6 protein-coding genes and 1 pseudogene are annotated in these 6,133 nt (G+C 41.3%); 4 read left to right on the top strand and 3 right to left on the bottom strand.

Going from position 1 to position 6,133, the window contains the following annotated elements; genetic code table 11:
- Positions 1-207: 207 nt before the first annotated feature.
- Positions 208-987, bottom strand: coding sequence for a DUF3786 domain-containing protein (locus tag V7L97_RS06700; RefSeq protein WP_333654426.1), 780 nt, complete (start codon positions 985-987; stop codon positions 208-210).
- A gap of 95 nt (positions 988-1,082) precedes the next feature.
- On the opposite strand from V7L97_RS06700, the pseudogene V7L97_RS12975 reads away from it, so the two are divergent.
- The 4 genes and pseudogenes from V7L97_RS12975 (at position 1,083) to V7L97_RS06675 (ending at position 3,999) form a co-directional block, all read left to right on the top strand.
- A pseudogene (locus V7L97_RS12975) lies at positions 1,083-1,813 on the top strand (PaeR7I family type II restriction endonuclease).
- A 5-nt stretch (positions 1,814-1,818) separates the two neighbouring features.
- Positions 1,819-2,748: a DNA-methyltransferase gene (locus V7L97_RS06685; protein WP_333654422.1), complete on the top strand. Its 930-nt coding sequence runs from the start codon at positions 1,819-1,821 to the stop codon at positions 2,746-2,748.
- Entirely contained in the window at positions 2,745-3,368 is a 624-nt protein-coding gene (locus tag V7L97_RS06680; RefSeq protein WP_333654421.1) for a hypothetical protein, read from the top strand. Before V7L97_RS06685 ends, V7L97_RS06680 begins: the two co-directional genes overlap by 4 nt.
- Before the next feature lie 10 nt (positions 3,369-3,378).
- Positions 3,379-3,999 (top strand): AlbA family DNA-binding domain-containing protein, encoded by a 621-nt coding sequence (locus tag V7L97_RS06675; protein WP_333654419.1) that lies wholly within the window; start codon positions 3,379-3,381, stop codon positions 3,997-3,999.
- 285 nt (positions 4,000-4,284) lie between these two features.
- Here the strand turns inward: V7L97_RS06675 and V7L97_RS06670 are convergent, their stop codons facing one another.
- Positions 4,285-5,052, bottom strand: a complete 768-nt coding sequence (locus V7L97_RS06670) for an ABC transporter permease (protein ID WP_333654418.1) — start codon at positions 5,050-5,052, stop codon at positions 4,285-4,287.
- Positions 5,049-6,035: an ATP-binding cassette domain-containing protein gene (locus tag V7L97_RS06665; RefSeq protein WP_333654417.1), complete on the bottom strand. Its 987-nt coding sequence runs from the start codon at positions 6,033-6,035 to the stop codon at positions 5,049-5,051. The genes V7L97_RS06670 and V7L97_RS06665 overlap by 4 nt, the downstream gene beginning before the upstream one ends.
- Positions 6,036-6,133: the final 98 nt, after the last annotated feature.

Below are 6,133 nucleotides of genomic sequence, written 5' to 3'. Positions count from 1 at the left end.
GGAGCTGGTGCAGGAGCTGGTGCTGGCGCCTCAGGAGCCTTTTTTGGCTCTTCAGCCTTCTTGCAGCCAACTGTCAGGGTAAATGCCACTAGGAGCATAAGGGAAAGTATAATAGCTAATACCTTCTTCATTCTTTAAGTCACCTCCTTCCAAAATTGTGCCAAAAAATTGGGGGTAATTTTGCCAACTCAATTATTAACATATATGCTATTTCTTGTCAAGAAATAAATTAGCCTCGATATTTTTAACGAGTCCTTCCACGAGGAATATTATTGATTCCGCATCGAGAAATCTATCCGCTGTTGAGTCGAAAATAACCTTTGCCTTTGATTCGAATTCTTCTTCCTGCGGCCAGTAAAGGATCATGACCGGCAGCTTGGGAAGGAGGTAAAGATGCCATGCATTTTCTGTAGGGAATCCTTCACGCTTCTCTGCTCCGAGTCTGATAAGTATTTTTTCTGTTTGGGCAAAATCCCTTTCGAGGAGTTCTTTAAGAGGCTCTTCGCAGTCCCTCAGAAATGAAGATGCCTTTACCATGCCGCCTCGGAGTTCGCTGTATGATACCCATTTACCCGACAATTCGCCTTTGCCGGCAGTCCTGATATAATGCAATAGCAATATCTTGATCCATGGCGTTATGTGGCCGTGTGTCGTTATATCTCCGTCAGGCGATATGCTGAATTCCCTTCCCATGCATTTGATGGCGATGCTGTTGTCTTTTTTTAATTCAGCGCCGATGCCATTTGCAATGTCTTTGAAATTTATATTCTTGGCCTCTTCTTTAAGGCTTAATATCAACTCCTCACGCCAGTCCGATTTTGTGACAGAGCCTCTCAGCGCCTCTATTTCCTCATTTGTGAGAAGAGGGCATTCTGATAGCTCTGTTTCTCCCTTTATAACAGAGAGGGCAAAAGGCATGCATGTCTTCTGCCTGCATTTCCCGCAGTTTTTCTTAGGGAGTTTTTTATAGAGATCTATGGGGTTCATATCGGCGTTTCATATTGTAAGCGATGCTGCCCTTATTCTTCAAATCACTGGCAATTCTGTTATACTATGACCAGCGTATTCTATAACTAATAGCTATGAAAAAAGTTTTTGAAAATCTGCATAAGCGCATAGCAAAAGCTGTAAGCCATTACTGGTTGACACGGGAACAACAAGCCAATAAGCAAAAAAATTCCAGCCGTGTTGATCAAGGGCTAAGAAGCGCAGTAACAGGCGGCGCTCAGATGGATGACTTTATTGCTTTAATAACAGAAATCATTCTTGAAGCAGGTGTTGATGAAAAGCATATCTTCCATAATAAAAATCTTGAACTCCCTGGATTTTCCGTCCTACAAAAGAATGGGACTTGATAGTAGTTCGAGACGATCAACTGATTTTAGCACTTGAAGCAAAGTCGCAGGTCGGCCCATCTTTTGGAAACAATTTCAATAATCGCACAGAAGAGGCAATGGGAAGCGCGCTGGATTTGTGGACTGCCTTCCGCGAAGGAAAATTCAATAAGACTATCAGCCCATGGCTCGGATATATATTTTTACTGGAGGACTGCAAAGAATCGCGAACTCCAGTTAAAGTTAAAGAACCGCATTTTGAGGTTTTTGAAGAGTTCAAAAAGGCTTCATATGCAAAACGCTATGAATTGTTTTGCAGGAAACTGGTAAGAGAACGCCATTACAATGCATCAGCCTTTTTGCTGTCTGAGAGAGTAAAAGGCATTGAAGGATTTTTTACAGAACCTGCAGAAGATTTAACCCTTGAGCTATTTGCTCGTTCTTTAACGGCGCATGTCAGCGCCTTCGGAAGAGGATAGCACTGATGGCAGTTCAGTTGACCGGAAAAACCATAAATACAACGCATCGTCTATTTCAGGCAGATGCACGGTCAATGTCGTTCATCTCCGACCAATCTATACATCTTGCGATTACTTCTCCACCTTATTGGACGCTCAAGAAATACAATGAAAATGAAGCGCAGTTGGGCCATATTGCTGACTATGAGCTTTTTCTTCAACATCTTGGCGAAGTATGGAGAGAAGTTTACCGTGTGCTCGTCCCGGGAGGTAGACTTGTCTGTGTAGTCGGAGATGTGTGCCTATCGCGAAGGGAACACGGAAGGCATCTTGTCATGCCGCTTCATGCTGATATAACAGTCATATGTCGCAAGATTGGCTTTGATAACCTTAATCCCATTATCTGGCATAAAATATCAAACGCCGATTTTGAGGCTAACACCGGCAGCAAGTTTTTAGGGAAACCATACGAGCCGAATGCCATCATAAAGAACGATATAGAGTTCATATTAATGCAGAGGAAGCCGGGCGGATACAGACAGCCTACGGAAGAGCAGCGTAAGTTAAGTATGATAGCTAAAGACGATTACGCCCAATGGTTCCGCCAGTTCTGGAATATAACAGGTGCATCGACCAGACACCATCCCGCTCCTTTCCCCTTAGAACTTGCATATCGCTTGGTAAGAATGTTTTCATTCTGGGGCGATACTGTCCTTGATCCCTTCTGCGGAACAGGAACAACAATGCTTGCTGCTATGAAATGTGATAGGAATAGTATTGGAATTGAAGTTGACGAGGAACATTGCAAGATGGCCTTGAACCGAATGCATAATGAACACAAGGGACTTTTCGGAGAGGCGAAGATTGAGTTTGTAGAGATGAAGGATAAAAAGAAGGGGATGATGGTGGGGGAGAAAAAGGCAGAATATATGATTAGGGGAAAGCGTAAGAAATGACGACTATAAAATCTGTGGTCGGCACATCGCATCCTGATTATGCTAACAAAACAATTCATTCCCTTCTTGATGCTCAGTACGGCTATAAAAGATTATCTCGTAATCTTACTGATTACGAGATGAATCCTAATTATTACTTCTCGCATGGGAGAAAAAGCGATATGTCTTTCTCAAGAATCAATAATGGCGAGTGGTATATTACCAGAGAGGGAAATCGTAGGACAGCTTTAGCAAAAATAATCTTGTTTTTGGATGGAAATGGTAGTTCTATGCTACACGGAGTGACTCTTTCCGATTATATGATAGATTTACAATTTATGGATGAGTTTGAAAAACTTAGGACGTTCATAGAGGAAAACAGACTGCCTTATTATGTTGAGCCGAAGCGAGAACTAATACGAAAAGAGTCAGATGATAATAAGATTATTGAAGGATTCAGAACAAATATATTTTTTGGAAATATGAAAACTCGGGAACAGAAAATAATAGGACAAAATGAAATTGGAGAAGTATTGAAGGATATTAAGAGATTGCATCAAAATAATTGGAAAGGAATGGTGCGTCGTTTTATAAAGGCAGTTATAGATGAATTTAATTATCTATTAAGGGGAAATACATAATCAGATGAGTATGCTGGAAGAGCTTCTTTACGAAGAAGAAAGTTCAACGCTGGATTTTAAAGGCAAGCAGTACAATTTTATTGGCGGAGATGAGCCGCAAAAGAGTGAATTACTAAAAGACATATTGGCATTTGCAAATGCATGGAGAAGGGCTGATGCATATATCTTGATGGGTGTTAAAGAGATAAAAGGAAGCAAAAGTGAGGTGATTGGCATTGAGTATGAATTAGACGATGCTCAGCTTCAGCAGTTTGTTAATAGCAAAACTCAGCGTCCAGTAATCTTTCATTACAAAACTGCCATTATTGAAGGTAAAAAAGTTGGAGTGATTCATATTCCAGTTAATAAAAGACCGATATATTTAAAAAATGATTACGGCAAGTTGAAGAAAAATGTAGTTTACATCAGGCGAGGCAGTTCTACAGATGAGGCCAGTCCTGACGAAGTGGCACAAATGGGACTTTCTGAATTATCGCCTAATGAAAGCATTCCAACACTTGATGTTGAGTTTGCAGATGTAAAAGACCGTATTCAGTTAGGGAAGGTGCTAAAGTTAAAAACCATATGCCTTTCTGTTCCAGAAGAAAAAGATATCCCTGAAGCCCGATATTGTAATAAGCAGGCTCTCTAATAATAGATGGTATACAGAGGTAAAATTTGAAAAGGTATAGCCCCAACAAACAGCTTTTACAAAAGATTTTATCTATTTTGCTCCTGATTACAGTTGCTCTATAGAATTAGAAGGAAAAATATTTGCAGATAATTTGTCTAATCCTCTGATTCATAAACTATCTATTGAATCACAAGTTGAAGACAGGAATGGTAGCTTAGACGAGATACTAAGAATGCATCATGAGATGGTACTAAAGAATAAATCATGGTAAAGGCGCGGTTTTAAATTTTAATATGCCGCTTCTTACTTCTTCCTCTCAAACACCATGGCAGCGATGGCGACAAAGATAACGGATGAGATGATAATTACCGCGATGTCGAGGGATAAAGGAAAGTCGTGAGTCAATAATTTCTTTTCCGGGAATACCATGTACTTCAATGCATCTATTCCGTAGGTTAAGGGATTAATCTTTGTTAAAAAGCTCAATACATGCGGCAGGAGCTTTACGGGATACATTGCCCCTGATAGAAAGAACATGGGCATTACGATGAAATTCATGATGACGCTGAAGCTCTCGAAGCTTTCATAAAATGTTGCTATGAGTATGCCGAGGGATGAAAGGCAGAACGACAGAATAATGGAAATGCCGAGTATTAAAAATATCTGGATTATGCTAAGTTTCAGTCCGATAACAGGAAATAGGAAAAGTATGATTAATGCCTGAAGCGTTGATACAACAGTGCCGCTCAATGCCTTGCCTATAACTATGGAGAACCTCGATACTGGGGCTACGAGCATCTCCTTCATGAATCCGAATTCCTTGTCCCATATTATGGATATTGATGAGAATATGGAGCTGAACAGGATTGTCATCCCTATGATGCCTGGGAAGATGAACTGCATGTAAGGCATGCCCATGTCAGGGGACACCATCCTCGACATTCCGCCGCCGACCAAAAACAGCCACAGAAGCGGCCTCGCAAGGGTGGATATTAACCTTCCCCGCTCACGGACGAATTTTATGAATTCCCGTGCAACAATTACATATACGGCGTTCAAATCAGATTTCATCCTCTATCAAACTTTCTCCTGTATGACCTTATGGACTCCTTCAGTTCATCGCCGCCTGATACTGCTTCCGGCCGTATTGCCTTGCCTGTGAGCTTTAAGAATACATCGTTCAAAGTCGGCCTCTGCAGCCTTACGGACAGCACCATATCCGCAAGGGTATTGATGAGCTTCGGGATGCATGCATCTCCTTTTGATACGGATATGAATATCTCGCCGTTTTTTTCTTCTGCATCGAGATTCAGATTTTTTTTAATCTCATCTATTGCCCATGCATTGTCCTTTGTCTGTAAATATATGACATCTCCTCCAACCATTTTCTTCAGATCATCCGGAGATCCCTGGGCGATTAACTTTCCCTTGTCGATTATCGCTATCTTATTGCATATCTCTGCCTCTTCCATATAATGTGTGGTCATGAATATGGTCACATCATGCCTTTTAGGAAGCTCAGAGATGAATTCCCACAGGTTTGTCCTGCTCTGTGGATCCAATCCGAGTGTAGGCTCATCGAGGAATAATATCTTTGGCTGATGGATTATAGACCTTGCCACTTCAAGTCTCCTTTTCATTCCGCCAGAAAATTTTTTCACGGTATCGTCTTTCCTTTCATAGAGCCCTACAAAATTCAGCGCATCATCTATCCTTCCCTTTCTCTCATTCTTAGGAACATTGTAGAGATAAGAATGGAAAAGCAGGTTTTCGTATGCTGTGAGTTCCTTGTCGAGGGTATTGTCCTGAAACACAATCCCTATCTCTCTTCTCACCTCCGATGATTCTTTCATACAGTCATAACCATCGATAGAAGCTTTTCCGGATGTTGGAGACAGCAGTGTGCAGAGGATGTTGATGGTGGTTGTCTTTCCAGCGCCATTGGGGCCGAGGAAGCCGAATATCGTCCCCTTTTCCACCTCGAAGGATATACTATCAACGGCAGTGATATTGCCAAATCTTTTTGTCAGGTTTTCTACTGCGATTATGGGCATTATTGATACCACTCCATCTTATTCTTCGGCACGTGCCAGTAAGCGAGTAAATGAGTAAATGGGTGAATGGGTAAATGAAAATTTTTTACTCATTCACT

The organism is Dissulfurispira sp., from assembly GCF_036745535.1.
Lineage (GTDB): Bacteria > Nitrospirota > Thermodesulfovibrionia > Thermodesulfovibrionales > Dissulfurispiraceae > Dissulfurispira.
This window is presented reverse-complemented; position numbering and strand designations above follow the sequence as displayed.